General features: G+C 72.1%; 21 protein-coding genes. 8 read left to right on the forward strand and 13 right to left on the reverse strand.

What is annotated here, in order from left to right; genetic code table 11:
* Positions 1 to 123: 123 nt before the first annotated feature.
* The 3 genes from pknB to ACZ6JT_RS08105 all read left to right on the forward strand — a co-directional run bounded on the left by pknB (position 124) and on the right by ACZ6JT_RS08105 (position 3,555).
* The gene (gene pknB / locus ACZ6JT_RS08095) at positions 124 to 2,037 is read left to right on the forward strand and encodes a Stk1 family PASTA domain-containing Ser/Thr kinase (RefSeq protein WP_469208496.1); all 1,914 of its coding nucleotides are present in this window, start codon (positions 124 to 126) and stop codon (positions 2,035 to 2,037) included.
* A 9-nt stretch (positions 2,038 to 2,046) separates the two neighbouring features.
* Positions 2,047 to 2,904 (forward strand): deoxyribonuclease IV, encoded by an 858-nt coding sequence (locus ACZ6JT_RS08100; protein WP_469209580.1) that lies wholly within the window; start codon positions 2,047 to 2,049, stop codon positions 2,902 to 2,904.
* Between the two features lie 93 nt (positions 2,905 to 2,997).
* Entirely contained in the window at positions 2,998 to 3,555 is a 558-nt protein-coding gene (locus tag ACZ6JT_RS08105; protein WP_469208498.1) for a DUF4396 domain-containing protein, read from the forward strand.
* Positions 3,556 to 3,574: 19 nt separating this feature from the next.
* Here the strand turns inward: ACZ6JT_RS08105 and ACZ6JT_RS08110 are convergent, their stop codons facing one another.
* Positions 3,575 to 4,207, reverse strand: a complete 633-nt coding sequence (locus ACZ6JT_RS08110) for a sulfite oxidase-like oxidoreductase (RefSeq protein WP_469208500.1) — start codon at positions 4,205 to 4,207, stop codon at positions 3,575 to 3,577.
* 202 nt (positions 4,208 to 4,409) lie between these two features.
* Between ACZ6JT_RS08110 and bfr the strand changes: the two genes are divergently transcribed.
* Positions 4,410 to 4,886 carry a bacterioferritin gene (gene bfr, locus ACZ6JT_RS08115; RefSeq protein WP_030707395.1) on the forward strand — a complete coding sequence of 159 codons (477 nt, stop codon included), beginning with the start codon at positions 4,410 to 4,412 and terminating at the stop codon, positions 4,884 to 4,886.
* A 45-nt stretch (positions 4,887 to 4,931) separates the two neighbouring features.
* Here bfr and ACZ6JT_RS08120 read toward each other — a convergent pair whose 3' ends face one another.
* The gene (locus ACZ6JT_RS08120; RefSeq protein WP_469209582.1) at positions 4,932 to 5,192 is read right to left on the reverse strand and encodes a (2Fe-2S)-binding protein; all 261 of its coding nucleotides are present in this window, start codon (positions 5,190 to 5,192) and stop codon (positions 4,932 to 4,934) included.
* 157 nt (positions 5,193 to 5,349) lie between these two features.
* Complete coding sequence (locus tag ACZ6JT_RS08125; protein ID WP_362048434.1) at positions 5,350 to 6,705, reverse strand: class II 3-deoxy-7-phosphoheptulonate synthase; 1,356 nt, start codon at positions 6,703 to 6,705, stop codon at positions 5,350 to 5,352.
* 330 nt (positions 6,706 to 7,035) lie between these two features.
* Between ACZ6JT_RS08125 and ACZ6JT_RS08130 the strand changes: the two genes are divergently transcribed.
* Complete coding sequence (locus ACZ6JT_RS08130; RefSeq protein WP_469208503.1) at positions 7,036 to 8,961, forward strand: anthranilate synthase family protein; 1,926 nt, start codon at positions 7,036 to 7,038, stop codon at positions 8,959 to 8,961.
* 98 nt (positions 8,962 to 9,059) lie between these two features.
* On the opposite strand, the gene ACZ6JT_RS08135 is transcribed toward ACZ6JT_RS08130, so the two are convergent.
* From ACZ6JT_RS08135 to ACZ6JT_RS08150, 4 genes are all read right to left on the reverse strand, one after another.
* Positions 9,060 to 10,088 (reverse strand): 6-phosphofructokinase, encoded by a 1,029-nt coding sequence (locus ACZ6JT_RS08135; protein WP_365478747.1) that lies wholly within the window; start codon positions 10,086 to 10,088, stop codon positions 9,060 to 9,062.
* 155 nt (positions 10,089 to 10,243) lie between these two features.
* Positions 10,244 to 10,921 (reverse strand): response regulator transcription factor, encoded by a 678-nt coding sequence (locus ACZ6JT_RS08140; protein ID WP_365478620.1) that lies wholly within the window; start codon positions 10,919 to 10,921, stop codon positions 10,244 to 10,246.
* Positions 10,918 to 12,129, reverse strand: coding sequence for a MacS family sensor histidine kinase (gene macS / locus ACZ6JT_RS08145; protein WP_376620336.1), 1,212 nt, complete (start codon positions 12,127 to 12,129; stop codon positions 10,918 to 10,920). Before macS ends, ACZ6JT_RS08140 begins: the two co-directional genes overlap by 4 nt.
* Positions 12,130 to 12,162: 33 nt before the next feature.
* Positions 12,163 to 12,903 carry a lysophospholipid acyltransferase family protein gene (locus tag ACZ6JT_RS08150; protein ID WP_469209584.1) on the reverse strand — a complete coding sequence of 247 codons (741 nt, stop codon included), beginning with the start codon at positions 12,901 to 12,903 and terminating at the stop codon, positions 12,163 to 12,165.
* A gap of 170 nt (positions 12,904 to 13,073) precedes the next feature.
* Between ACZ6JT_RS08150 and ACZ6JT_RS08155 the strand changes: the two genes are divergently transcribed.
* A complete protein-coding gene (locus ACZ6JT_RS08155) occupies positions 13,074 to 13,853 on the forward strand; it encodes an alpha/beta hydrolase (protein WP_469208506.1) in 780 nt (259 codons plus the stop codon).
* Positions 13,846 to 14,430 (forward strand): hypothetical protein, encoded by a 585-nt coding sequence (locus ACZ6JT_RS08160; RefSeq protein WP_469208508.1) that lies wholly within the window; start codon positions 13,846 to 13,848, stop codon positions 14,428 to 14,430. The genes ACZ6JT_RS08155 and ACZ6JT_RS08160 overlap by 8 nt, the downstream gene beginning before the upstream one ends.
* Positions 14,431 to 14,611: 181 nt before the next feature.
* Here the strand turns inward: ACZ6JT_RS08160 and ACZ6JT_RS08165 are convergent, their stop codons facing one another.
* The 6 genes from ACZ6JT_RS08165 to ACZ6JT_RS08190 form a co-directional block, all read right to left on the reverse strand.
* The gene (locus tag ACZ6JT_RS08165) at positions 14,612 to 15,373 is read right to left on the reverse strand and encodes an endonuclease/exonuclease/phosphatase family protein (protein WP_469208510.1); all 762 of its coding nucleotides are present in this window, start codon (positions 15,371 to 15,373) and stop codon (positions 14,612 to 14,614) included.
* A gap of 84 nt (positions 15,374 to 15,457) precedes the next feature.
* Positions 15,458 to 16,399, reverse strand: coding sequence for an ROK family glucokinase (locus ACZ6JT_RS08170; RefSeq protein ID WP_469208512.1), 942 nt, complete (start codon positions 16,397 to 16,399; stop codon positions 15,458 to 15,460).
* 61 nt (positions 16,400 to 16,460) lie between these two features.
* Positions 16,461 to 16,916, reverse strand: a complete 456-nt coding sequence (locus tag ACZ6JT_RS08175; protein ID WP_469208514.1) for a DUF5304 domain-containing protein — start codon at positions 16,914 to 16,916, stop codon at positions 16,461 to 16,463.
* A 75-nt stretch (positions 16,917 to 16,991) separates the two neighbouring features.
* Positions 16,992 to 18,149 (reverse strand): ArsA family ATPase, encoded by a 1,158-nt coding sequence (locus ACZ6JT_RS08180; RefSeq protein WP_469208516.1) that lies wholly within the window; start codon positions 18,147 to 18,149, stop codon positions 16,992 to 16,994.
* A 34-nt stretch (positions 18,150 to 18,183) separates the two neighbouring features.
* Positions 18,184 to 18,624, reverse strand: a complete 441-nt coding sequence (locus tag ACZ6JT_RS08185; protein ID WP_469208518.1) for an SRPBCC family protein — start codon at positions 18,622 to 18,624, stop codon at positions 18,184 to 18,186.
* A 136-nt stretch (positions 18,625 to 18,760) separates the two neighbouring features.
* The gene (locus ACZ6JT_RS08190; protein WP_469209586.1) at positions 18,761 to 19,582 is read right to left on the reverse strand and encodes a metallophosphoesterase family protein; all 822 of its coding nucleotides are present in this window, start codon (positions 19,580 to 19,582) and stop codon (positions 18,761 to 18,763) included.
* 255 nt (positions 19,583 to 19,837) lie between these two features.
* Here ACZ6JT_RS08190 and ACZ6JT_RS08195 point away from each other — a divergent pair, with 255 nt between their 5' ends.
* Entirely contained in the window at positions 19,838 to 21,637 is a 1,800-nt protein-coding gene (locus ACZ6JT_RS08195) for an AMP-dependent synthetase/ligase (RefSeq protein WP_469208520.1), read from the forward strand.
* The last annotated feature ends 11 nt before the right edge of the window (positions 21,638 to 21,648 follow it).

The following is a 21,648-nucleotide window of genomic DNA, read 5'->3' on the forward strand; positions in this document are numbered from 1 at the left end:
GCCGGCGTTTGGGGCTCGGGGCCTGGGGCCGGAGCCCCGGCGGCGGTGCAGGTCACGTCACAGCTGCGCTGCAAGGCGGACCACCGAGGCGGGGCGGGCGCGGCGCCCCAATAGAATCGCGGCGTGGATACGACCCTGGATGACCCTCTCGTCGGGCGCGTGCTCGACGGCCGCTACCGCATCGACGCCCGCATCGCGGCCGGCGGCATGGCCACGGTCTACCGGGCCGTCGACACCCGCCTCGACCGCGTGCTCGCCCTGAAGGTGATGCACCCGGCCCTCGCCGCCGACGCCGCCTTCGTCGACCGCTTCATCCGTGAGGCGAAGTCCGTGGCCCGTCTCGCGCACCCCAACGTGGTCGCCGTCTTCGACCAGGGCACGGACGGGCCGTACGTCTACCTCGCGATGGAGTACGTCTCGGGCTGCACCCTGCGCGACGTGCTCCGCGAGCGCGGCGCGCTCCAGCCGCGGGCCGCGCTCGACATCCTCGAACCCGTGCTCGCCGCCCTCGGCGCCGCCCACCGGGCCGGCTTCGTCCACCGCGACATGAAGCCCGAGAACGTCCTGATCGGCGACGACGGCCGGGTCAAGGTCGCTGACTTCGGTCTGGTCCGGTCCGTGGACTCGGTCACGAACACCACCGGATCCGTCCTCGGCACCGTCTCCTACCTGGCCCCCGAACAGATCGAGAGCGGCGTCGCCGACACCCGCGTGGACGTCTACGCCTGCGGTGTCGTCCTCTACGAGATGCTGACCGGCGCCAAGCCCCACCTCGGCGACAACCCCGCGCAGGTCCTCTACCAGCACCTCAACGAGGACGTCCCGCCGCCGTCCGCCGCGGTCCCGGGGCTCCCCGCCGGGCTCGACGGGCTCGTCGCGGACGCCACCGCGCGCAATCCGGAACTGCGCCCCTACGACGCCGCCGCGCTGCTCGGCCTCACCCTCGAGGCCCGCGGCCGGCTCAGCGACGCCGAGCTGGACGCCGTACCGCCGCAGGCGCGCGCCGAGGTGCGGTCCTCCGCGGAGGACCGCACGGGTGTGATCCCGCGCCCGGTGGCCGCGCAGCCCGTGAACCTCACCTCCCGGCTGGAGACCCTGCCCCCGCCGCCCGCCGCGCCCGCTGCGCACCGGCAGGCTCCCGCCGGGCGGCCCCGCCGCGGCGTGTTCCTGGTCATCGCCGGGGTGCTGCTGGCCCTCGGGGTGGGCACCGGCGTCTGGTACATCAACTCCGGCCAGTTCACGAAGGTCCCGAACCTGCTCGGCAAGACCGAGGCGCAGGCCCGCTCCCAGCTGTCCGCGGCGGGTCTCGGCGTGAAGGGGGTCGACCGCAAGTTCAGCGACGCCTTCGACCGCGGGACGGTGATGAACACCGATCCCCCGGGCGGCCGGCGGATCCGCGGCAACGGCGCGGTGACCCTCACCATCTCCCGCGGCCCCGAGGTCGTGGCCGTGCCCAACCTCAAGGGCAGGCCGCTGGAGGAGGCCAAGGCCGAGCTGACCAAGGCCGGGCTGGCGCCCGGCATCGTCACGCAGGCCTTCAGCCAGGACGTCGCGCAGGGCATGGTGGTCAGCTCCGACCCGGCGGTCGGCGACAAGCGGCCGCCGGACACCGCGGTCTCGCTCGTCGTCAGCAAGGGCCGCCCGGTGCAGGTCCCGACCGTGACCGGGCTGCCCGTCGACCAGGCGACGGCGAGCCTGGAGGCGGTGGGGCTCAAGGTGGTGACCGCCCCCGAGCAGGTCAACTCCCCCGCGGCGGCCGGTACGGTCGCCAACCAGTCGATCGGCGCCGGCACCCAGGCCGCGGCCGGCGACACGGTCACCCTGACCGTGTCCAAGGGCCCGCGTCCGGTTCCGGTCCCGAACGTGACCGGCCAGGACGTGGACGCGGCCCGCAGGGCACTGGAGGCCGCCGGCTTCAAGGTGAAGGTGGAGCGGCCCTTCCTCTCCTTCAGCAACACGGTGGACTCGCAGTCGGTGCTGGGCGGGCTGAACGCCCCCGAGGGCTCCACCATCACCGTCCGGACCAAGGGGCTGTAGGCCGCAGTGATACGCAATCCGGTCGGCGGGCACGTCCCCGTGGCGGGGGGCCTCGCCAAGGTGGGGCTGGCCTACGCCCGCGAGATGGGCGCCGAGGCCGTCCAGGTCTTCGTCGCCAATCCGCGCGGCTGGGCCACCCCGGTCGGCAATCCGGCCCAGGACGAGCTGTTCCGGGCGCAGTGCGCGGCCGAGTCGATCCCCGCGTACGTGCACGCGCCGTACCTGATCAACTTCGGCTCGCACACCGAGGCCACCGTGGAGAAGTCGGTGGAGTCGCTGCGCCACTCACTGCGCCGGGGCCGGGAGATCGGCGCACTCGGCGTGGTCGTGCACACCGGGTCGGCGACCGGGGGCCGGCCGCGCGAGGCGGCGTACGCGCAGGTCAGGGAGCACATGCTGCCCCTGCTGGACGAGCTGACGCACGAGGACGACCCCTTCCTGCTGCTGGAGTCGACGGCGGGCCAGGGTTCTTCGCTGTGCTCGCGCACCTGGGACTTCGGGCCGTACTTCGAGGCGCTCGACCACCACCCGAAGCTGGGGATCTGCCTGGACACCTGCCACGTCTTCGCGGCCGGTCACGACCTGGCGGAGCCGGGCGGGACGAAGGTGACGCTCGACCTGCTGGTGGACACCGTGGGCGAGGGCCGGCTGAAGCTGGTCCACGCGAACGACTCCAAGGAGGGCGTGGGCGCCCACAGGGACCGGCACGCCAACATCGGGCAGGGCCACATCGGCCGGGAGGCCTTCGCCGAGCTGTTCACGCACCCCGCGATGGAGGGCGTACCGCTGATCACCGAGACCCCGGGCGGCAAGGAAGGGCATGCGGCGGACGTGGCGCTGCTGAAGGAGCTGCGCGGGCCGCAGTGATCCGGTGATCGCTTGAGGAATACCCCCAGGGGGTATACGGTTCTGTCACTTCGACAGCACCGTTACTCGGCATCTTCCCATCAGGGGGTCGTCATGGAGCCGGCGCACGCGGACCACGAACAGCACGGGAACCACGACCAGCACGGGAGCCACGAACACCAGCAGCACCACGGCGGGCACGGCCACGGCACCGGCGCCGGCCCCCACGCGGGCAAGGCGAGCTGGGCCATGGCCGCCCGGGCCACGCTCCACTGCCTCACCGGATGCGCCATCGGCGAGGTGCTGGGCATGGTCATCGGCACGGCCCTCGGGTGGGGGAACGTGGCCACCATGATCCTGGCGATCGTGCTGGCGTTCTTCTTCGGCTACGCCCTCACCCTGCGCGGGATCCTCTCCGCCGGCGTCGACCTCCGTACGGCCGTCCGGGTGGCCCTGGCCGCCGACACCCTTTCGATTGCCGTCATGGAGCTGGTCGACAACGGAGTGATCGCCCTGTGGCCCGGGGCGATGGACGCGCACCTCTCGGAACCGCTGTTCTGGACGGTGCTCGCGCTCTCACTCGCCGTCGCCTTCGTGGTCACGGTCCCGGTCAACAAGTGGATGATCGGCCGCGGCAAGGGACACGCGGTCGTCCACCAGTACCACCACTGAGGGGCCGCGGCCGCCGAGGCTACACCTCGGGACCGTCCCCCGGCTCCTCCTGGTACGAGTAGCGCTGCTCGCGCCAGGGGTCGCCTATGTTGTGGTAGCCGCGCTCCTCCCAGAAGCCACGGCGGTCGGCCGTCATGTACTCAACGCCGCGGACCCACTTGGGGCCCTTCCAGGCGTACAGGTGCGGAACCACGAGCCGCACGGGGAAACCGTGCTCGGCGGTGAGCAGTTCACCGCCCTGGTGGGTGGCGAAGACGGTCCGCTCGGAAGCGAAGTCGGCCAGCCGCATGTTGGAGCTGAAGCCGTACTCGGCCCACACCATCACGTGCGTGACCTGCGGCGCGGGCGGCGCCAGGGCCAGGATCTCGCGGGCGAGCACACCGCCCCATTCGGCGCCCTGCATGCTGAACTTGGTGACGCAGTGCAGGTCCGCCACGACGGAGTCGAACGGCAGGGCCGTGAACTCCTCGTGGTTCCAGCAGTGCTTGTCCCCGTCGGCCGTCGCGCCGAAGACCCGGAACTCCCAGCGGTCCGGCTTGAACTTGGGGACGGGCCCGTAATGGGTGACCGGCCAGCCCCGCTGCAGCCGCTGCCCCGGTGGAAGCTCCAGCGGCTCTGCTCCCGGAGATTCCCGGCTTTCCGGCTGACCCATGACTCCATGGTGACAGACTGGGCAGGGTGGTCACGACCAGGTCCGGACCGATTCGGGCAAGTCACGGCAACTCCCACTAAGGAGGCACTTACTGGACGGCCTCCGACGGCAGTGCAAGGATGCGCGCAGATCCCCCAGTGAGCACTGGGAGGTACCCCCAGCCCCGTCACGTGACTGACATTGCCTGGAAGGAGCCTCTGCGATGCAGGGCGACCCCGAGGTCCTCGAGTTTCTGAACGAGCAGCTGACCGGCGAGCTGACGGCCATCAATCAGTACTGGCTGCACTACCGCATCCAGGACAACAAGGGCTGGACCAAGCTCGCCAAGTACACGCGTGAAGAATCCATCGACGAGATGAAGCACGCGGACAAGATCACCGAGCGCATCCTGATGCTCGACGGTCTGCCGAACTACCAGCGGCTCTTCCACGTGCGCGTGGGGCAGACGATCACGGAGATGTTCCAGGCCGACCGCCAGGTCGAGGTCGAGGCCATCGACCGGCTCAAGCGCGGTATCGAGGTCATGCGCGGCAAGGGCGACATCACCTCGGCCCGCCTCTTCGAGGAGATCCTGGAGGACGAGGAGCACCACATCGACTACCTCGACACCCAGCTGGAGCTCATCGAGTCCCTGGGCGAGCCGCTCTACATCGCCCAGCTGATCGAGCAGCCGAGCTGACGGCCCGCCGTCGGTCGCCGGCCGTTCAGGGGCCGGTCAGACCGGTCAGGCCGCTTCCGCCAGTGCGGGCGAACGCTCCGTCTCGGCGGCGAGGACGGCCGCCCCGTCACCCTTCTCCAGCAGCTCCCGGCGCGGGCAGGCGCCACGGCCGAGGATGCCCTGGATGGTGCGCACGCAGGAACCGCAGTCGGTTCCGGCCTTGGTGACCGAGGCGATCTGGCGCGGGGTGCAGGCCCCGGCTGCCGCGTGGTCCTTGACCTGCTTGTCGGTGATCCCGAAGCAAGAGCAGACGTACACGCGGTTCACCTCCCTGGGCGGAATGGTTCGACGAGCCATCCCCTATTCGGTGAGGCTTACCTAACCGTACCTAAAGTTAGGGTGACCTAAAAGCCCTGGAGACGACGGTGGGGCGCGGATCACATCGATCCGCGCCCCACCGTCGTACGAACGTACTGAGTGATCCCTACTGGTCCCGGTACATCTCGGCGACGAGGAAGGCCAGGTCCAGGGACTGGCTGCGGTTGAGCCGCGGGTCGCAGGCCGTCTCGTAGCGCTGGTGCAGGTCGTCGACGAAGATCTCGTCGCCGCCGCCCACGCACTCGGTGACATCGTCACCGGTGAGCTCGACGTGGATGCCGCCCGGGTGGGTGCCCAGGGCCTTGTGGACCTCGAAGAAGCCCTTGACCTCGTCGAGCACGTCGTCGAAACGGCGCGTCTTGTGGCCGGAGGCCGCCTCGAAGGTGTTGCCGTGCATCGGGTCGGTGACCCAGGCGACCGTCGCGCCCGAGGCCGTGACCTTCTCGACCAGCTCGGGGAGCTTGTCGCGGACCTTGTCGGCGCCCATGCGGACGACGAAGGTCAGCCGGCCCGGCTCGCGCTCGGGGTCCAGGCGGTCGATGTACGTCAGCGCCTCGTCCACCGTGGTGGTCGGGCCGAGCTTGATGCCGATCGGGTTGGCGATCTGCGAGCAGAACTCGATGTGCGCGTGGTCCAGCTGGCGGGTGCGCTCACCGATCCAGACCATGTGGCCGGAGGTGTCGTACAGCTTGCCGGTACGCGAGTCGGTGCGGGTGAGCGCGCCCTCGTAGTCGAGCAGCAGCGCCTCGTGGGAGGCGTAGAACTCGACGGCCTTGAACTCGGCCGGGTCGGTGCCGCACGCCTTCATGAAGTTCAGCGCGTTGTCGATCTCCCGTGCCAGCTGCTCGTACCGCTGACCGGACGGGGAGGACTTCACGAAGTCCTGGTTCCAGGCGTGCACCTGGCGCAGGTCGGCGTAACCACCGGTGGTGAAGGCGCGCACCAGGTTGAGCGTGGAGGCGGAGGCGTTGTACATGCGCTTCAGCCGCTCGGGGTCCGGGATCCGGGCCTCTTCGGTGAAGGCGAAGCCGTTGACGGAGTCGCCGCGGTAGGTCGGCAGGGTGACGCCGTCGCGGGTCTCGGTGTCCTTGGAGCGCGGCTTGGAGTACTGGCCCGCGATGCGGCCGACCTTGACGACCGGCACGGAGGCCGCGTACGTCAGTACGGCACTCATCTGGAGCAGCGTCTTCAGCTTGGCGCGGATGTGTTCGGCGGACACGCCGTCGAAGGCCTCGGCACAGTCGCCGCCCTGGAGGAGGAACGCCTCGCCCTTGGCGACGGCTCCCAGACGGGCACGCAGCTGGTCGCACTCACCCGCGAAAACGAGCGGAGGATACGACTCGAGGTCCGCGACGACAGCGCGCAGAGCCTCGGCATCGGGGTACGAAGGCTGCTGCGCCGCGGGAAGGTCTCGCCAGGTCGCCTTGGCGGCGGGGGCTTGGGTTTCAGCGTTCACGGTCACCTCGTACACATTACGGCGTCATACGTCTCATCCCGCCCTCCGACCACAACGTGAGACGGTCCTGCTCGAAGGCAGGGGGACCCCAACGGAACGGAATCCATGGTTCAGCCCACGCCGTGAGACGGATCCGGCGCCGGAAGGCCGCTTTGGGCTAGGGTGCCTCCCATGTACGCGCACTCGAACCAGAACTGGTGGTGGCCCGCTCCCGGCGGCCCACTTCTCGCGCGTACCTGAAGACGACACGCGACGACGCGAAGGCCGCCCCGAGGGGCGGCCTTCCGCGTTCTGCGACGCGGGCGCCGTTCCTCCCACCGGAAGGACGCCCCGCCCATGGACCCCAGGCCCCAGAACCGACCGAGCCGACCGAGCCGACCCGGCCGGCTGAGCCGCCTGCTCGACGACTCCTGCCCGCCCTTCGCCCTGCTGCGCCGGCGGACCCCCGGCCGCGACCACGACACCGTCGAGGTGCTGATCGGCGCAGTCCACGAGGCCGAACACCTCGCCGACCTGCCGGTGCGGGAGCTGCCCACCCTCGCCCTCGTCCCCTTCCGGCAGATCCGGGAGCGCGGGTTCGACGTACGCGACGACGGCACGCCGCTGAGCGTGCTGGTGGCCGAGGAGGCCTACGAGGTCCCGCTCGCCGAGGCGCTGGCCGCGCTGCCCGCGCACGAGGTACGGGTCGAGGACGGCGGCTTCGACGTCCCCGACGCGCAGTACGCGGCCACGGTCGAACGGGTCGTCGAGGACGAGATCGGCCGCGGGGAGGGCGCGAACTTCGTGATCCGGCGCACCTACGAGGGCCGCATCGACGGCTTCGGGCGGGCCGACGCCCTCGCCCTGTTCCGGCGGCTGCTGCTGGGCGAGCGCGGCGCCTACTGGACCTACGTCGTTCACACCGGCGAGCGGACGCTGGTCGGGGCGAGCCCCGAGGTGCACGTGCGGATGTCCGGGGGCACGGTCGTGATGAACCCGATCAGCGGCACCTACCGGTACCCGGCCGCCGGACCCACCGTGGACTCCCTCCTCGCCTTCCTCGGCGACCGCAAGGAGACCGAGGAGCTGTCGATGGTCGTCGACGAGGAACTCAAGATGATGTGCACCGTCGGCGACCGCGGCGGGGTCGTCGTCGGGCCGCGGCTGAAGGAGATGTCCCACCTCGCGCACACCGAGTACGAGCTGCGCGGGCGCTCCTCGCTGGACGTGCGGGAGGTGCTGAGGGAGACGATGTTCGCGGCGACGGTCACCGGCTCGCCGGTGCAGAACGCCTGCCGCGTCATCGAGCGCTACGAGAGCGGGGGCCGCGGCTACTACGCGGGGGCCCTGGCGCTGCTCGGGCAGGACGCGGCCGGGGCGCAGACCCTGGACTCCCCCATCCTGATCCGCACCGCCGACATCGCCCCGGACGGCGTGCTGCGGGTGCCGGTCGGCGCCACGCTCGTGCGGCACTCCGACCCGGCGGGCGAGGTCGCGGAGACGCACGCGAAGGCGGCGGGGGTGCTGGCGGCGCTCGGGGTGCGGCCGGCCGCGCCCCGGCCGGCCTTCGACGGCGCGCGGCTGGCGGACGACCCGCGGGTGCGGGCGGCCCTGGCGGCCCGGCGGTCGGACCTGGCCCCCTTCTGGCTGCGCATGCAGGAGCGGCCGTCCTCCCCGACCGGTCACGCGCTGGTGGTGGACGGCGAGGACACCTTCACGGCGATGCTGGCGCACGTCCTGCGGGTGGCCGGGCTGGAGGTGACCGTGCGCCGCTACGACGATCCGGGACTGCGGGCGGCGGCCCTGACCTGGACGGGCCCGGTCGTCCTGGGTCCCGGCCCGGGCAACCCGGCGGACGCCTCGGACCCCAAGATGCAGATGCTGCGCGCGCTGGCCGCGGAACTGCTGGCCGGGCACCGGCACGGGCTGGTCGGGGTGTGCCTCGGGCACGAGCTGCTGGCGGCCGAGCTGGGGCTGCCGCTGATCCGCAAGGCGGAGCCGGCGCAGGGGGCGCAGACCCGGATCGACCTGTTCGGGGCGCGGGAGGTGGTGGGCTTCTACAACACGTACACCGCGCACTGCGACGAGCCGCTGGCCGCGCGGCTCGCCGCGGACGGGGTGGAGGTGGCCCGCGACCCCGCGACCGGGGAGGTCCACGCGGTCCGCTCGGCCGGCGGCGGCTTCGCGGGGGTGCAGTTCCACCCGGAGTCCGTCCTCACCCTCCGCGGCGCGGACCTGCTGCGCGAGCTCCTGACCGGCGTCATGACCCCGACCCCGGCCTGACCACCGAGCCGCCGCCGCGCGCAGCCCGTCCCTGCCGGGGGACGGCTCCGCGCAGCGGCCCCGGCTCCGGCCCCGGCCCCGCGCGGACGGTCGGCGGTTCAGCCGAAGAAGACCCCCACCTCCTTGTAGAGGGCGGGGTCCACCGTCTTCAGCCGCGCCGTCGCCTCCGCGATCGGCACCCGGACGATGTCCGTCCCCTTGAGCGCGACCATCTTGCCGAAGTCCCCGTCGTGCACCGCGTCGATCGCGTGCAGTCCGAACCGGGTCGCCAGCCACCGGTCGAAGGCGCTGGGCGTGCCGCCCCGCTGGATGTGCCCGAGCACGGTCGTACGGGCCTCCTTGCCGGTGCGCGCCTCGATCTCCTTGGCCAGCCACTCGCCCACGCCCGACAGCCGGACGTGTCCGAAGGAGTCCTTGGTGGCGTCCTTCAGCACCAGGTCCCCGTCCTTGGGCATCGCGCCCTCGGCGACCACGACGATCGGGGCGTAGCTCGCCTTGAAGCGCGAGGTCACCCAGGCGCACACCTCGTCCATGTCGAAGCGCTGCTCCGGGATGAGGATGACGTTGGCGCCGCCCGCGAGCCCCGAGTGCAGGGCGATCCAACCGGCGTGCCGGCCCATGACCTCGACGACCAGCACCCGCATGTGCGACTCGGCCGTGGTGTGCAGCCGGTCGATCGCCTCGGTCGCGATGCCGACGGCCGTGTCGAAGCCGAAGGTGTAGTCCGTGGCGGACAGGTCGTTGTCGATGGTCTTGGGCACGCCGACGCAGGGGATGCCGTAGTCCTCGTACAGCTTGGCGGCGACCCCGAGGGTGTCCTCGCCGCCGATCGCGACGAGCGCGTCGACCTCGTACTTGGCGAGGTTGTCCTTGATGTCGCGCACCCCGTTCTCCGTCTTGAACGGGTTGGTGCGCGAGGAGCCGAGGATGGTGCCGCCGCGGGGCAGGATGCCGCGGACGGCGGGGATGTCGAGCGGGACGGTCCTCCCCTCGACCGCGCCCCGCCAGCCGTCCTTGAACCCGACGAACTCACAGCCGTACTCCTGCGTGCCCTTGCGGACGACGGCCCTGATCACCGCGTTGAGCCCGGGGCAGTCTCCGCCACCGGTCAGCACTCCGACCTTCATTGCATCTCCCTTCGCCATGACGGTCACGCTAGTGGTGACGCAGGTCACAGCAAGGGTCTTGAAGGGGGCAATTCCGGTGGAATCGCGGGGCGTTGCGTACGCCCGTTCACTCGTACGAGGACGAAAGTACGATCGACGCCCGGTGACCGGGGTGCCTACGCGTCGTCGAGGCCCCGCTCTATGGCGTACCGGACCAGCTCCACCCTGTTGTGCAACTGCAGCTTGCCCAGGGTGTTCTGGACGTGGTTCTGCACGGTGCGGTGGGAGATGACCAGCCGCTCCGCGATCTGCTTGTACGAGAGCCCCTTGGCCACCAGGCGCAGCACCTCGGTCTCGCGGTCGGTCAGTTGCGGCGCCTTCGGCTCGTCGGCGGCGGTCGGCACCGGGTCGGTGGCGAGCCGCCGGTACTCGCCGAGCACCAGACCGGCCAGGCCCGGGGTGAAGACCGGGTCGCCGACCGCGGTGCGCCGGACCGCGTCGATCAGCTCCTGGGCGCCGGCGGACTTCAGCAGGTAGCCGGTCGCGCCGGACTTCACCGCCTCCAGGACGTCCGCGTGCTCACCGCTGGCGGACAGCACCAGGACGCGCAGCGCCGGGTGGGCGCCGACCAGTTCCTTGCAGACCTGCACGCCCGGCATGCCGGGCAGGTTGAGGTCGAGGACCAGGACGTCGGGGGTGACGGCGCGGGCCCGGCGTACCGCCTCGGGACCGTCGCCGGCGGTCGCCACCACGTCGAAGCCGGCGGCGGCCAGGTCGCGGGCGACCGCGTCCCGCCACATCGGGTGGTCGTCGACGACCATCACCCTGATCTCGTGCGGTTCCTTCGTGCTCATTGGGTCCTCCCCCTCGGTACCTTCAGTTCCACTTCGGTGCCCTGTCCGGGGACGGACACCAGATCGGCGCTGCCGCCGAGGTCGCGCAGTCGGCCGCGGATGGACAGGGCCACTCCCATCCGGCCCTCGCCCTCCGCCTGGTCGAGCCGGCCCGCCGGGATGCCCGGGCCGTCGTCGCGGACGGTCACGATCACCTCGTCGCCCCAGTCCTCGACCAGGATCCAGGCCCGGGCGCCCTCGCCCGCGTGCTTGCGCACGTTGTCGAGGGCGGCGCCGACCGCCGCGGCCAGCTCCTTCGCGGCGGGTACCGGCAGCGGCACCGGGGTGCCCGGCTCGGCGAAGCTCACCCGGGACCCCGCGTGCGGGGCGAGGAGCGTGCGCAGGTCCAGCTCGCCGTCGTCGGCGCCCGGCTCGTCCACCTCGTAGGTGTCCACCAGCGCGCCGCGCGACTCGTCGGAGGAGACCCGGGAGGGGTGCGCCAGGCCGGTGCTGACCAGCGTGCGCAGCGCCACCTCCTGCTCTCCCGCCATCCGGCCCAGCTCGGCGGCCTCCCCACCCACCTCGGCGCCGCGCCGCTGGACCATGGCGAGGACCTGGAGGACCCCGTCGTGGATGTCGCGGGCGAGGCGTTCGCGCTCGCGGGTGGCCGCCTCGATCTCGAGGGCGCGGGCCAGGGTGTTCTCACTGGCCCGGGCGACCTCGACGACGTAGCCGATGGCCACGGAGGAGACCCAGACGAGCAGCACGTTGTGCAGGGCGTCCCGGGTGGGCTGGCCGCCGTGGATGAGGATGGTGGCCGCGGCCACGAAGGTGGAGGCGAAGCAGGCCCAACGCCAGCCGCCCTTGATGGCGAATCCGAGGACCGCGCCCCCGGTCCAGATCGTGGGGAGGGTGGGTCCGCCGCCGGTGATCCGCTCGTGGGTGTCGGCGAGCGGGGTCAGCCCGATCCCGACGATGGCGACGGTGAGGTCGGCGACGAGGAAGCCCTTGGTGCAGCTGGCGGCGTTGGCCACCTTGGAGGTGGTGGCCAGGGTCCAGACGGCGAGGAAGGCGAGGTAGCCGGCCGCGATCCAGGGGTGCGGGTACCGCTTGTACGCGGAGGCGAACAGCAGCACCGCGTAGACCATCGTCAGCAGCCGGTACGCCGTCAGGGCACGCCACAGCGGCTGCTCGACCGACATGCGTACGACGCGTTCGCGTTTCGCCATCTCCCCCACCCCCTGCGGGCGGTACCGCCCGACCTACTCCGGCTTGCCGTCGGCCTTCTCGGCCTTGCCGGCCTTCTCCGCCCGCTCGGCCTTCTCGGCCTTCTCCGCGTCGGCGATCTGCCGCTTCGCCGCCGTCGCGTAGATGTCGACGTACTCCTGGCCGGAAAGCTTCATGATCTCGTACATGACCTCGTCGGTCACCGAGCGCAGGATGAAGCGGTCGCCGTCCATGCCCTGGTAGCGGCTGAAGTCCAGCGGCTTGCCGATCCGGATGCCGGGGCGCATCAGCTTGGGCACCACCTTGCCGGGCGGCTGGATCTTCTCGGTGTCGATCATCGCCACGGGGATCACGGGTGCGCCGGTGGCCAGCGCCACCCGCGCCAGCCCGCCGGGCTTGCCGCGGTACAGGCGTCCGTCGGGTGAACGCGTGCCCTCGGGGTAGATACCGAACAGCTCCCCCCGCTCGATGACCTCGATGCCGCTCTTGATCGCGGCCTCGCCGGCGCCGCGCGCACCGGAGCGGTCCACCGGGAGCTGGCCGACGCCCTTGAAGAAGGCGGCCGTCAGCTTGCCCTTGACGCCCGGGGAGGTGAAGTACTCCGCCTTCGCGATGAAGGTGACCTTCCGGTCCAGCACGGCCGGAAGGAAGAAGGAGTCGGAGAAGGACAGGTGGTTGCTCGCGAGGATCGCCGGCCCCTCCGCGGGAATGTTCTCGAGGCCCTCCACCCACGGCCTGAACGCGAGCTTCAGGGAACCGCCGATGGAGAACTTCATTGCGCCGTAGATCAACTCGAAAGCCTTCCTGTGTCTGTCGAACAGACCATATCCCCTGGCTCCAACGGCAGCGGCCCGACGACCCTGGTCGGTGCCACCCCGGTCGCGTACGGTGAAGTCACACAGAGCAACGCACCCACCCGACGTACATCATGATCAAGGAGACCCTGGTGCCCGTCCTCCCTGGAGCCGAGCCGTTCCGCCACGAGGGCGGAGAGGTCGGCGTCCTCCTCTGCCACGGCTTCACCGGTTCCCCGCAGTCGCTGCGCCCCTGGGCCGAGTATCTCGCCGGGCAGGGGCTCACGGTGTCGCTGCCGCTGCTGCCCGGACACGGGACGCGCTGGCAGGACATGCAGCTCACGGGCTGGCAGGACTGGTACGCGGAGGTCGACCGCGCCCTGCGGGAACTGCTGGACCGGTGCGAGCAGGTCTTCGTCTTCGGGCTGTCGATGGGCGGCGCGCTGACCCTGCGGCTGGCCGCCAAGCACGGGGACGCCATCAGCGGCATCGTGCTCGTCAACCCGGCCAACAAGGTGCACGACCCGCTGGCCGTGACCCTGCCGGTGACCAAGCACCTCATCCGGTCGAGGCCGGGCATCGCCAGCGACATCGCGAAGCCGGGCTCGGAGGAGGTCGGCTACGACCGGGTCCCGACCCGGGCCGCGCACTCGCTGCGGAAGTTCCTCCAGCTCGTGGACGCCGACCTGCCCCAGGTCACGCAGCCGCTGCTGCTGCTGCACAGCCCGCAGGACCACGTCGTACCGCCCGTGGACTCCGCGCGGATCCTGGCCCGGGTCTCCTCCACGGACGTCACCGAGACCCTCCTGGAACAGAGCTACCACGTCGCGACGTTGGACCATGACGCGGAGCGGATCTTCGCGGACAGCTATGCGTTCGTCGGCCGACTGGCGGAGAGCGTGGGCAGGGAGGGGGCGGAGGCCGGTGGCTGAGCACGAGGAGCAGTCGGGCGGAGTCCCGCCGCTGGACGAGGAAGCGGCATGGGCGGCGATCGTCGCCGGGTACGGGCAGGAGCCGCCGGACCCGCCGGGGGCGCGGCCGTTCAAGCCGATCGAGAACCTCCTCCTGCCCGAGGAGGACGTCAAGCCGCTGCCGGCCGAACCGGAGCCCGAGCCCGAACCGAAGGCCGAACCGAAGGCCGAGCCCGAGCCGCCGGCCGCCGGGCTGGGCAGCTCGGTCGTCTTCGCCCCGGGCGTGGGCATGACGGGCCCCCGGGACCACTCGCTGGCGCAGCCGCAGGAGGACGACCTGACTCCGGCGGACGAGGGCCACTTCGTCCAGCCGGAGCCGGAGCTGCCGCCGGCGGACACGACGGCGAAGTTCGCGTGGCTCGCGGTGGTCGGCGGACCGGTGCTGCTGCTGCTCGCGGTGCTGCTGCAGTGGGAGATGACGTGGTGGCTGACGACGCTCGGCATCGGCGGCTTCCTGGGCGGGTTCGCGACGCTGGTCGCACGCATGCAGCACGGCGACGACGAGGATGACGACCCCGGCCGCGGGGCCGTGGTCTAGCCACCCGACCCGGGGCTTCGCCCCACACCCCTACGGCGCTACGCGCCCGCGCCTCAAACGCCGGCGGGGCTGGATTTTCCAGCCCCGCCGGCGTCTGAGGCGCTGGGGGTACCCCCAGCGGTAGCCGGGGGAGGGTCCGGGGGCCGGCCCCCGGCAACGGCGGCGCGCCCGGACCGCGGAGCTACGGGGCGGCCGGCAGGCGCAGGGCCGCCAGGACCGGCAGGTGGTCCGTCGCGGACCGGAGGTCCGTGGACGAGACGCCCGGCAGTCCCACCGGGACACCGCACCCCAGCACCTCCACACCCGCGCCGGCGAACACCGCGTCGATGCGCCGGTCCGGTGCCGACACCGGGAAGGTGTCGCCGCCGCCCCACGGGGCCACCGCCCGGCAGTCCTGCAACGTCCCCGCGAGGCGGGCGAAGGCCGGACCGCCCGGGGCCTCGTTCACGTCGCCCGCGGCGATCACGTACGGCGTGTCCATCCCCGCCACCCGCTCCAGGAGGAGATCCGCCTGCGCGGCCCGCTCCGCCCGGTCCAGGGACAGGTGCGCGCTGACCAGCCCCACGCGGGCGGCGCCGACGCGGACCACCGCCGTGGCGAAGCCCCTCCGGTGCAGGCCGGGCGTGCGCGGCAGCAGGACGTCCTCCGTCCGCTCCACGAAGACCCGCAGCGAGCACAGCAGCAGCGGCCCGGCCGCCGTCCCGCCCCCGCTCAGCACCACCAGGTCACATTTGGCGGCGAGTCGCGCCGCGTGTTTGCGCCACCGGAAGAAGCGCGGCGCCTCCTGGACGAAGACGAGGTCGGGCTCGCACGCCCGGATGACCCGGGCCAGCGCCTCCTCGTCGTCGCGCAGTGAGCGGATGTTGTAGCTGAGTACCCGGATCACGGCAGAACCGTCGGGCTCCGTACGGGACTTCGGCAGCGAGGGCAGCAACTGGTCCATGCACCGCAAGATACGCAGCCGCCCGCCGCTCCCCCAGGGGGCGCGGCGGGCGGGACGGGTGGAAGGCGGATCGGCCCCGGCGCGTCAGCCCTGGCGGGCGAGGTCCGCCGCGCCGACGAGGCCGGCCTTGCCGCCGAGCTGTGCGGCGAGCACCTGCGCGTGCGGTCGCCAGGCGCCGCCGACGAGCCAGCGCTTGAAGGACTTGCGGATCGGGTCGAGGACGAGGTCGCCCTCGTCGGAGACCCCGCCGCCGACGATGAACGCCGACGGGTCGAAGAGCGAGGCCAGGTCGGCGAGGCCGGCGCCGGCCCAGCGGGCCAGCTCGCGGAAGGCGTCGACGGCCACCAGGTCGCCCTGCCGGGCGGCCTCGCTGATGTGCTTGCCCTCGATGCCCTCGGGGGTGCCGTCGCCGAGCGCGAGGAGGATCGTCGCGTTCTCGGGCGTGGCGTTGGCGCGCTGCTTCGCGTACCGGACGAGGGCGCGCCCGGAGGCGTACTGCTCCCAGCAGCCCTGGCTGCCGCAGCCGCACAGCAGGCCGTCGGGGACGACCCGGATGTGCCCGAACTCGGCGGCGACGCCGAAGCGTCCGCGGCGCAGCTTGTTGCCGATGATGATGCCGCCGCCCAGGCCGGTGCCGAGCGTGATGCAGATGACGTCGTCGTGGCCCTGGCCGGCGCCGAAGCGGTACTCGCCCCAGGCCGCGCAGTTCGCGTCGTTCTCGACGACGACGGGCAGGCCGATGCGCTGCTCGACCTTGTCCTTGAGCGGCTCGTGGCGCCAGTTGATGTTCGGCGCGAACAGTACGGTCGCGCGCTTGTCGTCCACGTATCCGGCGGCGCCGATGCCGACGGCGTCGATGGTGTGGCTGCTGCTGACCTCGGAGACGGCGGCGCAGATGGCCTCCGTCACTCCGTCCGCGGTCGGCGGGGTGGGCACCTTGTACGTCTCAAGGATCGTGCCCTCTTCGTCGACCACGCCGGCCGCGATCTTCGTGCCGCCGATGTCGACGCCGATGGTGAGTCCCATTAGTCCCTCGGTTTCCGGTCAAACCCCGCCACGGCCAACGGTACCCGAGGGTGGCGGGCCCTCAGTCGAGATCGATCCGCTCGGCCGGGCCCGCGTCGGGCCCCTCGTCGCGCGGGTCGCGCTCCCGGCGGGGCGCGGGCGGGGTGTCCTGGGTCCAGCGGCGCTCGTGGCCCTCGACGGCGGAGCGGTAGGCGGCGAGGAGCTCGGAGCCGGCCGCCGCGAGGTGGTCGAAGACCTCGGGGTTGCGTTCGATGACGGGTTTGGCGGCGGTCTTGGCCTGGTCGACGATCTGGCGCACCGCGCCCTGGGCGGCGGCGCCGAACAGCGGGTTGTTCAGCCCGGAGACCTTGTCGGCGACGGCTTCGAAGAGCTTGAACAGTTCCTCGGCGGCGGTTCCGGTGCCGGCCGAGCCGGCCCGGTCCTGGCCGCGCATGCGCTCCCTCTCGGCGGCGAGGTCCTCGGCACAGGCCTTGGCCCACGCGTCGTCGTCGGTGGGGCGGTCGGTGGCCTCGCTCATGGCGGACTCTCCTGCGGCGGCTGCTGGGCGTCGGTACGGGCTACCTTCGACGGTACCCGAACGGGGGTACGCCGTTCACTGCGCGCGGGGCCACAGCCCCGGGTCGGGGGTGAAGCGGATGCGGAGCTCGCCCGCGGTGAGGGCGGCGCCTGAGACGGCGCAGCGGCGCAGCGCCGCGGGAAGCGGAACGATCCTGCGGTACGGCCCCGCCGTGAGCAGCAGCTCGTCGCCGCGGCGTACGAGGTCGAGGTCGCTCTTGTGCGCGCCGGGCAGCGGTACCACCCAGACGAGCACTCCGTCCGCGGCGAGCCGGTCCTCCACGGTCCAGGCCGCGCGAGGTGCCGGCGGCGCGGGAAGGATGCCGTCCGCGGCGGCGAGCCTCTCGAGGTCCTGCGGGCCGCGCGGGTCCCGGCCGAGGTGGGCGAGCGTGACCACGGGGATCTCCCCGGCCCACTCGGCGGCGTACTTCTCCTGCTGGGCGGCGAGCCCGGCGAGCCAGGGGTCGGCGCAGTCCCGGGGCAGCGTCCGGTTGGCGACGAGGTCGCGGACGGGCAGCTGGTGGAGGGCGAGCCCGAGCCGTCCGAGGCGCAGCGCGTCGGCGGCGGCCGGTCCCGGTTCGGCGACCAGGCGCAGTTCGGTGGTGTCGGCGTCGACGACGGCCTGGACGGCGGCGAGCTCGTCGTCCCAGCGGGCGGCGGCCTCGTAGAGCCACTGCGCGGGCATGGGCACGCCGGCGAGCTGGGCCAGTACGGGCCGCAGGGCGCGGGCGGCCTGCTTCTCGGCGGGGAGCAGGCGGGCGAGGTAGCGGCGCAGCTGGTCGGGCAGGGCCAGGGTGGAGAGGGTCTGGTGGAGCGGGGGCATGTCGACGACGACGAGGTCGGTGCCGGGTGCGGCGGCGGCCCGCCGCAGGGCGCGCAGCAGGGCGAACTGCTCGGCGCCGGGCAGCTCGGTGAGCTCCTCGGCCCCGAGCGGGCGGGCCCCGACCATGGCGAGGAGTGCGGATCCGCGCTCCTGCAGGGCGACGAGCTCCTCGCGGAACTCCTCGCCGGAGTCGACCCGGGCCACCCGCAGGCCGGGGACGGCCTCCTCCCCGGTCAGGGCGGCGAGCGGGTCGCCCACGTCGCCGGACAGCAGCAGCACCCGCCGCCCGTGGCGGGCCGCGGCGAGGGCGGTGGCCGCGGCCACGGTGGTGCGCCCGGCCCCGCCGGGGCCGGTGATCAGCAAGGTGTGCATGTGCGGGTGCCTACTGCCAGGTTGCCACGAGTGGTCAGACGGATTCGACGCGCTTCTTCAGGCCCGCCAGCGCGCGGTCGATGATGACCTTCTCCGCCTTGCGCTTGATCATGCCGAGCATGGGGATCTTGACGTCCACGGTCAGCTGGTAGGTGACCTCGGTACGCTTGCCGCCGTCCACCGGGGCCAGCCGGTACGAGCCGTCCAGCTGGCGCAGCATCTGGGACTTGTCCAGGGTCCAGCTGACCTCGTCCGCGCCCTTCCAGGTGTAGGCGAGGGTGTGGTCGTCCTTGATCGCGCCGGCGTCGAGCAGCAGGCGGACCTTCTCGGCGCGCCCCTCGGCGTCGGTGGCCAGCACCTCGGCCTCCTTCACCTCGCCGGTCCATTCGGGGTAGCGGGCGAAGTCGGCGATCACGGCCATCACGTCGCTGGGCGCAGCCTCGATCGTGATGCTTGAGCTGGTGTGTTCCGCCATCGCGGTGGCTCCTCCGTGGAGTGTTTCGAGGATGTGTGCGGCCTCCGGCCGCCGCGTGAAGGCTACCGCGCGTGCGGACTCCGCCACTCCAGGGCCTCCCTGGGCCCGCTGGGGGCCGTCGGGAACCGGCCGCCGGTCACCATTCCAGCACCCACGGCCGGCCGGTCGAGGCGAAGTGGCCGACGTTCACGCACTCCGTGGCCCCGATCCGCATCCGCCGTGCCAGCGGCTGGTGCACGTGCCCGAAGAGGGCGTACCGGGGGCGGGTGCGGCGGATGGCGGCCAGCAGGGCCTCGCTGCCGCGTTCGAACCGGCGCGCGACCGTGTCGTAGCAGAGCTCGGGCACCTCCGGCGGGATGTGGGAGCACAGGACGTCCACCTCGCCGAGCGCCTCCACCTTGGCGGCGTACTCCTCGACGCTCACCTCGTACGGGGTCCGCATCGGCGAGGGCAGCCCGCCGCCGACGAAGCCGAAGACGCGGCCGCCGATCTCGACGCGCTGGCCGTCGAGGACGGTGAGGCCGTCGCGGTCGGCGTATTCCGGCCACAGACCCGGGATGTCGACATTGCCGTAGGTGGCGTACGTCGGGTTGGGGAAGGCGGCGAACATCTCGGCGTACTGGCGGCGCACCGCGCCCTCGATCAGCCGGTCCCGGTCCAGCCCGGCCCAGAGGCTCCGCCCGAAGGCGTGGGCCTCCTCGAACCGGCGGGCTGTGCGCAGCTCGACGATCCGGTCGGCGTTCTCGACGCCGAACAGGTCGGGGAAGATCCCGCGCGAGTGGTCGGCGTAGTCGAGGAAGAGGACGAGGTCGCCGAGGCAGATCAGGGCGTCGGCCCCTTCTCCCGCACGGGCGAGCGCCTCGGAGTTGCCGTGTACGTCGCTCACGACGTGGACCCGCGTGCGTCCCGGCCCGCCGGTCCGGCTCGATCCGCTCGCGCCGCTCTGCCCGCTCCGCATGCTGCCACCCATGCCGCCCACCCTAGGGGGGCCGGGCAGCGCCTGGTAGAGGGGGTGGCAGAGGCGGCCGGACCTGCGGTTACTTCCGAGTCGCCGAAGGGGTCGACTAGTGTCGGCACGTGAGGGCCAGGCAGTGCGAGGACAGAATGTGACGCACGGAACATCTGGCCGGTTCCCTCTATCGGGAACCCACTACCGGTGGGTAACGTCCGCTCGGTCCACATGGTGGCGATGGCGCCCAGAGGAGCAGCAGTCTTGCGCGAGTTCAGCCTTCCGGCCCTGTACGAGGTCCCGTCGGACGGGAACCTGACGGATCTCATCCGCCGCAACGCCGCTCAGCATCCCGACACCGCCGTCATGAGCCGCAAGGCCGCCGACGGCCGGTGGCAGGACGTGACCGCGACGGAGTTCCTGGCCGAGGTCCGCGCCGCGGCCAAGGGCCTCGTCGCGGCCGGCATCCGGCCGGGTGACCGGGTCGCCCTCATCTCCCGCACCCGCTACGAGTGGGTGCTGTTCGACTTCGCGATCTGGAGCGCGGGCGGCGTCACCGTCCCCGTGTACGAGACCAGCTCCCCCGAGCAGGTCCAGTGGATCCTCGGCGACTCCGGCGCCGTGGCGGTCATCGTGGAGAGCCCGGCGCACAGCGCGTCCGTGGCCTCGCTGCGCGACCGTCTCCCCGAACTGCGCGAGGTCTGGGAGATCGAGCAGGGCGCGCTGGACACGCTGAAGGCCGCCGGCGCCGGGATCACCGACGAAGAGATCGACGAGCGCAGCAGCCTCGCGGGCGCCGACGACCCGGCCACCATCGTCTACACCTCGGGCACCACCGGCCGCCCCAAGGGCTGCGTGCTGACCCACCGCAACTTCTTCGCCGAGTGCGGCAACGTGGTGGAGCGCCTCAGCCCGCTCTTCCGCACCGGCGAGTGCTCCGTGCTGCTCTTCCTGCCGGCCGCGCACGTCTTCGGCCGCCTGGTGGAGGTGGCGGCCGTGCTGGCGCCGATCCGCCTGGGCTGCGTACCGGACATCAAGAACCTGACCGACGAGCTCCAGTCCTTCCGGCCCACCCTGATCCTCGGTGTGCCGCGCGTCTTCGAGAAGGTCTACAACTCGGCGCGCGCCAAGGCCCAGGCCGACGGCAAGGGCAGGATCTTCGACGCCGCCGCCGAGACGGCGATCGCCTACAGCCGGGCGCTGGACGCCCCGGGCGGCCCGTCCTTCGGCCTGAGGCTCAAGCACAAGCTCTTCTCCAAGCTGGTCTACAGCAAGCTGCACGCGGTGCTCGGCGGGCGCGGCGAGTACGCGATCTCCGGCGGCGCCCCGCTGGGCGAGCGCCTGGGCCACTTCTTCCGCGGCATCGGCTTCACCGTGCTGGAGGGCTACGGCCTGACGGAGTCCTGCGCGGCCACGGCCTTCAACCCGTGGGACAAGACGAAGATCGGTACGGTCGGCCAGCCGCTGCCGGGCTCCGTGGTGCGCATCGCGGACGACGGCGAGGTGCTGCTGCACGGCGAGCACGTCTTCAACGGCTACTGGCAGAACGAGACGGCGACCGCCGAGGCGCTGACCGACGGCTGGTTCCACACCGGCGACGTCGGCACCCTCGACGAGGACGGCTACCTCGCGATCACCGGGCGCAAGAAGGAACTCATCGTCACCGCGGGCGGCAAGAACGTCGCACCCGCCGTGATCGAGGACCGGATCCGGGCGCACGCGCTGGTCGCGGAGTGCATGGTGGTGGGCGACGCGAGGCCGTTCGTGGCCGCGCTGGTCACCATCGACGAGGAGTTCCTCGGCCGCTGGGCCGCGGAGAACGGCAAGCCGGCCGGGGTCACGGCGGCGGAGCTGCGCGAGGACGCGGACCTCGTCGCCGCCGTCCAGAAGGCGGTGGACGACGGCAACGCGGCGGTGTCCAAGGCGGAATCGGTGCGGAAATTCCGCATTCTGCCCTCCCAGTTCACGGAGGAGTCGGGCCACATCACGCCGTCGCTGAAGCTGAAGCGCAACGTGGTGGCGAAGGACTTCGCGGACGAGATCGACGCGCTGTACCGGGGCTAGCCCCGGTCGGT

It is taken from the genome of Streptomyces sp. NPDC046308 (assembly GCF_055588065.1).

Excerpts from the sequence above, each read along its gene's own strand:
- ACZ6JT_RS08105 (WP_469208498.1), top strand. The coding sequence starts at position 2,998 with ATGGAGCCGGCGCACGCGGACCACGAACAGCACGGGAACCACGACCAG.
- ACZ6JT_RS08110 (WP_469208500.1), bottom strand. The coding sequence starts at position 4,207 with ATGGGTCAGCCGGAAAGCCGGGAATCTCCGGGAGCAGAGCCGCTGGAG.
- bfr (WP_030707395.1), top strand. The coding sequence starts at position 4,410 with ATGCAGGGCGACCCCGAGGTCCTCGAGTTTCTGAACGAGCAGCTGACC.
- ACZ6JT_RS08130 (WP_469208503.1), top strand. The coding sequence starts at position 7,036 with ATGGACCCCAGGCCCCAGAACCGACCGAGCCGACCGAGCCGACCCGGC.
- ACZ6JT_RS08135 (WP_365478747.1), bottom strand. The coding sequence starts at position 10,088 with ATGAAGGTCGGAGTGCTGACCGGTGGCGGAGACTGCCCCGGGCTCAAC.
- ACZ6JT_RS08140 (WP_365478620.1), bottom strand. The coding sequence starts at position 10,921 with ATGAGCACGAAGGAACCGCACGAGATCAGGGTGATGGTCGTCGACGAC.
- macS (WP_376620336.1), bottom strand. The coding sequence starts at position 12,129 with ATGGCGAAACGCGAACGCGTCGTACGCATGTCGGTCGAGCAGCCGCTG.
- ACZ6JT_RS08150 (WP_469209584.1), bottom strand. The coding sequence starts at position 12,903 with ATGAAGTTCTCCATCGGCGGTTCCCTGAAGCTCGCGTTCAGGCCGTGG.
- ACZ6JT_RS08165 (WP_469208510.1), bottom strand. The coding sequence starts at position 15,373 with ATGGACCAGTTGCTGCCCTCGCTGCCGAAGTCCCGTACGGAGCCCGAC.
- ACZ6JT_RS08170 (WP_469208512.1), bottom strand. The coding sequence starts at position 16,399 with ATGGGACTCACCATCGGCGTCGACATCGGCGGCACGAAGATCGCGGCC.
- ACZ6JT_RS08175 (WP_469208514.1), bottom strand. The coding sequence starts at position 16,916 with ATGAGCGAGGCCACCGACCGCCCCACCGACGACGACGCGTGGGCCAAG.
- ACZ6JT_RS08180 (WP_469208516.1), bottom strand. The coding sequence starts at position 18,149 with ATGCACACCTTGCTGATCACCGGCCCCGGCGGGGCCGGGCGCACCACC.
- ACZ6JT_RS08185 (WP_469208518.1), bottom strand. The coding sequence starts at position 18,624 with ATGGCGGAACACACCAGCTCAAGCATCACGATCGAGGCTGCGCCCAGC.
- ACZ6JT_RS08190 (WP_469209586.1), bottom strand. The coding sequence starts at position 19,582 with ATGCGGAGCGGGCAGAGCGGCGCGAGCGGATCGAGCCGGACCGGCGGG.